This window comes from Mesorhizobium sp. M7D.F.Ca.US.004.01.2.1 (assembly GCF_003997785.1).
In the GTDB taxonomy this organism is placed as follows: domain Bacteria; phylum Pseudomonadota; class Alphaproteobacteria; order Rhizobiales; family Rhizobiaceae; genus Mesorhizobium; species Mesorhizobium loti.
In genome coordinates, this window is sequence record NZ_RZRQ01000462.1 from 1 (window position 1) to 3540 (window position 3540).

Genomic DNA, 3540 nt, shown 5'->3' on the forward strand with positions numbered 1-3540 from the left:
CTTCGGTAGCTACCTCTCGGGCGCGCTGCGCAACCCATCGGCTGCCGACGGCCAGTTCGGCCGCCTGATTTTCGGCTTCGCCGTGACCGAAGCGCTGGGCATCTTCTCGCTCCTGATCGCTCTCCTCCTGGTGTTCAAGTAAGAAACACCGGCTGACGAAGTGAGGCGCATGGTGCGACCTTACCGTATGGACAGGGAAATAAGATGTTCGTGACATCTGCCTTTGCGGAAGAGACCGCGCCGGCCACCGGCGCGGCAGGCGATACGCATTCGGGGACTTCCGTGCCCGCCGAGGCGCATGCCGCGTTCCCGCCGTTTGATCCTTCGACGTTCCCGTCGCAGCTTCTGTGGCTGGCGATCACCTTCGGGCTGTTCTACCTCTTCCTGAAGCGGGTTGTGATGCCGCGCGTCGGGGGCATCATCGATGTCCGCAACGATCGCATCACCAAGGATCTCGACCAGGCAGCCAAGTTGAAGGGCGAGGCCGATGCCGCCGTTGCTGCCTACGAGCAGGAACTGGCGGAAGCCAAGACCAAGGCCAACGCGATCGGCCAGCAGGCCAACGATGCGGCCAAGGCCGAGGCCGAGACCGCACGCAAGAAGGTCGAGGCCGCGCTCGACGCGAAGCTCGGCGAGGCCGAAGCCCGCATTTCTTCCATCAAGGCCAATGCCATGAAGGAAGTCGGCAGCATCGCCGAGGACACCGCTTCGGCGATCGTCGAGGCTCTGGTCGGCGGTAAGGCCAGCAAGGCCGAGATCGCGGCCGCGGTCAAATCCGTGGCCCGGTGAGGAGCGCATCATGGATTACACATCTCTCGCGACGCTCTGGGCCACGATAGCCCTCATCATTTTCCTGGGCGTTGCCGTCTACATCAAGGTGCCTGGCATGATCGCCAAGGCGCTCGACGCCCGCGCCGCCAGGATCAGCAATGAGCTGGACGAAGCGCGCCGGCTGCGCGAGGAGGCCCAGCAACTGCTCGGCCAGTATCAGCGCAAGCGCAAGGAAGCCGAGCAGGAGGCCGCCGACATCGTCGCCGCCGCCAAGCGCGAAGCCGACATGCTTGCCGCGGACGCGCACAAGAAGACCGAGGACTACGTCGTCCGGCGCACCGCGCTTGCCGAACAGAAGATCGGCCAGGCCGAGCGTGACGCCATCAGTGAAGTCCGCGCCAGCGCCGTCGACATCGCCGTCGAGGCAGCGCGCACGCTGCTCGCCGGCAAGATCGACGCCAAGGCGGGTGCCGATCTGTTCAAGGCTTCGCTCGCGGACGTGAAGTCGAAGCTGAACTGAGCGGTTCTCAAGCCGCCGACATGGAGCCGCCCGGGCAACCTGGCGGCTTTTTTGTTGTGGGATAACCGCATGGGCGAAGCGATCGAGCGCGACATCTCCCCCTCGAGGGCAGGGGAATCGCAGATAAGTTGATTGGCTCTTGCCAAGCAGGAAAAGAGGGATTCTTGAGAGGCTTTCTCGTTGCAGAGGAGGCCGCAGTGCGGTTGGTTATGTCTATCCTGCGAGAGGTCCGCGATCCGCGCGATATCAATGCGCGGCATAATCTTGCGGAACTTCTGTTCCTGGCGCTTGCAGCGACGCTGTGCGGCGCCAAAAGCTGTGTGGAGATTGCTGAATTCGTGGAGGGCTGGGAAGACGACCTGAAAGAGATCGTCGAACTGAAGCATGGGTGTCCGAGCCACGACACCTTCAGCCGGGTGTTTCGGCTTCTTGATCCGCAGGAATTGTCGAACGCGCTGATCACCTTCATGTCGGCGTTGCGGCGCGAACTTGGACTTGGCTCGCCGCGTGGCGTGGTGGCCATCGACGGCAAGGCGCTCAGGCGCGGCTATGAGAAGGGGCGTGCCTTCATGCCGCCGCTGATGGTCAGTGCTTGGGATGCCGAGACCAGGCTGGCGATTGCAGCAACGCGGGCGCTGGCCTCCGACGAGGTTGGGGCGACGCTGGCGTTGCTGAAGAGCTTGGATCTCAAGGGCTGCACGGTCACCGCCGACGCCTTGCATTGCCGCCCCGACACGGCCGAGGCGCTGATTGCGCAGAAGGCGCATTACGCCCTCGGGCTGAAGGCCAACCGTGGCCGTCTGTTTGCCGCGGCTGAGAAAAGCTTTGCCGCGGCAGGCGAGATCGCCTGCTTCGAAACGCGCGATACGGCTCACGGTCGCACCGAAGTGCGCCGAGCCAGCATCTTGCCGCTTGCCAAACTCAAGGATCTGCCCGTGTTCCCCGGCCTCAAGGCCATCGGCCGCATCGAGGCCCTGCGCACGGTCGACAACAAGACGGCTGCGTCGGTCCGCTACATCGCGCTCTCCAAGCTGCTCACGCCCAGCAAATTGGCCGAGACCGTACGTGCCCACTGGACGATCGAGAACCAGTTGCACTGGAGCCTTGATGTCGTCTTCCATGAAGATGACGCCCGCACTCGAAAGGACAACGCTCCACAAAACCTGGCTGTCATCCGAAGGCTCGCGCAAAACATCTTGGCTGCCCATCCGCTCGACAAACCAATCGCCAGCAAGATGCGAAGGGCAAACTGGAGCAAAGACTTCTTCTGTGACCTCTTTACTCATATGCGATAGCCCTGCCCTCGAGGGGGAGATGGCCGGCAGGCCAGAGGGGGTCGCCGCGCGTGAAGCGCTAGCCTCTTCTTTGCTGAAAAATGGCGTGGTGCCCAGTCGAGCGGACCCCCTCTGTCGCCTTCGGCGACATCTCCCCCTCGAGGGGGGAGATTAGCTGCCATCGCCGTCGGCTCACTCCAACCCGATGAAGCTCTCTTCCTCAATGACCTCAGCCCCGCCCAGCCTGAACGGCGCGAACGACACGCGGTGCAGCCGCGCCACCGGGCCATGTGCTTCGATCGCCGTGCGATGGCGGACCGTGGCGTAGCCCATATGGACTTCGAAGCCGTAGCGGTCGTGATGGTTGCCGCAGCCGCACATCATGCGGTCGCGCATCACCTTGGCGACGATCGAGGCGGCAGCGATCGATTGCGAACGTTGGTCGCCCTTGATCAACGCGCGCCCTTCACAAGGCAGTCCCGGCGGCACGTCGCGCCCGTCGGCAAGGGCGAGCTTCGGTTGAACCGACAGCCCGACCAGCGCGCGGCGCATGGCTTCGAGACTTGCTTTGAGGATGTTGCTGCCGTCGATGCCCTCGGCGCTGATGGAGGCCATGGAAATCGCCTGCGCGGAGCCGAGAATGCGCAGGAACAGCGCTTCGCGTTGCAAATGGCTAAGGCGTTTGGAATCGTCGAGCCCGTCCGGAATGTTGGCGGGGTCGAGCACCACCGCCGCTGCGACCACCGGCCCGGCCAGGGGACCACGGCCAGCTTCATCCATCCCGGCGACTGGCCACAGGCCGTCCGCCATCGCCTTCGTCTCGAAGGAGAAGTCGGGTTTCTCGATGATCTCAAAGAGAAGCGGAGAATCGGAACGCGCGCGAGCCATGTTGCGGCGAGGTTCGCATCGGCTCCGATTCTCCGCAAGTCCCTCCGGGTCGGGTGGGGCGCCGGACCGGGAGGGCACCGTCTGCAG

Annotated in this window: 5 protein-coding genes; 4 read left to right on the forward strand and 1 reads right to left on the reverse strand. The window is 63.9% G+C overall.

Annotated features, from left to right (window positions below; translation table 11 throughout):
- The 4 genes from EN993_RS32950 to EN993_RS32965 form a co-directional block, all read left to right on the forward strand.
- A partial coding sequence (locus EN993_RS32950; RefSeq protein WP_206532459.1) for a F0F1 ATP synthase subunit C occupies nt 1–142 on the forward strand: 142 nt, incomplete at its 5' end.
- A gap of 62 nt (nt 143–204) precedes the next feature.
- Nucleotides 205–789, forward strand: a complete 585-nt coding sequence (locus EN993_RS32955; RefSeq protein WP_127265954.1) for a F0F1 ATP synthase subunit B — start codon at nt 205–207, stop codon at nt 787–789.
- A 10-nt stretch (nt 790–799) separates the two neighbouring features.
- A complete protein-coding gene (locus tag EN993_RS32960) occupies nt 800–1291 on the forward strand; it encodes a F0F1 ATP synthase subunit B (protein ID WP_126068361.1) in 492 nt (163 codons plus the stop codon).
- 209 nt (nt 1292–1500) lie between these two features.
- Entirely contained in the window at nt 1501–2586 is a 1086-nt protein-coding gene (locus EN993_RS32965; RefSeq protein ID WP_164757967.1) for an ISAs1 family transposase, read from the forward strand.
- 171 nt (nt 2587–2757) lie between these two features.
- Here the strand turns inward: EN993_RS32965 and EN993_RS32970 are convergent, their stop codons facing one another.
- The gene (locus EN993_RS32970; protein ID WP_127265958.1) at nt 2758–3453 is read right to left on the reverse strand and encodes a ribonuclease HII; all 696 of its coding nucleotides are present in this window, start codon (nt 3451–3453) and stop codon (nt 2758–2760) included.
- Between the last annotated feature and the right edge of the window lie 87 nt (nt 3454–3540).